This is a genomic window from Kumtagia ephedrae (genome assembly GCF_003012745.1).
Lineage (GTDB): Bacteria > Pseudomonadota > Alphaproteobacteria > Rhizobiales > Rhizobiaceae > Kumtagia > Kumtagia ephedrae.
The window spans coordinates 1-380 of sequence record NZ_PXYK01000084.1; the positions used below are offsets into that span (position 1 = coordinate 1).

General features: G+C 66.8%; 1 protein-coding gene and 1 pseudogene. Both read right to left on the minus strand.

Annotation, left to right across the window (positions count from 1 at the left end; genetic code table 11):
• Window positions 1–100, minus strand: a pseudogene (locus C7I84_RS29375) (carnitinyl-CoA dehydratase); the annotation flags it as partial.
• Between the two features lie 85 nt (window positions 101–185).
• Window positions 186–380 (minus strand): hypothetical protein (locus tag C7I84_RS29380; RefSeq protein WP_133170190.1); only part of this gene is annotated, 195 nt, incomplete at its 5' end.

The window sequence follows — 380 nt, forward strand, 5'->3', positions numbered from 1 at the left end:
TCAGCCGCGAAGTTTTCAGGTCGATGGCGTTGGCCTTCGGCCGGTCGAGCGTGACTTGGAGAATGGCGCCTTCGCGGCGGGTGGTGATCACGTCGGTCATTGCAGGTGCTCCAGCGTTTCCTCCCCCCTCGCGGGGGAGGTGGCCGCGAAGCGGCCGGAGGGGGTTGGGGCGGCAGTGCTCCACATCATCTTGCGACGGCATGCGACAAGGAGGTGCCTTCTGAAGCTACCCCCTCCGGCCGCTGCGCGGCCACCTCCCCCGCGAGGGGGGAGGAAACGACCATCAACGCGTCAGCCACCCAGGCGCCCTTGCCCTCGGCGCAGACGATCAGCGGGTTGACGTCGATTTCATCGATCTCGTCGGCATAGGCGAGCACGAA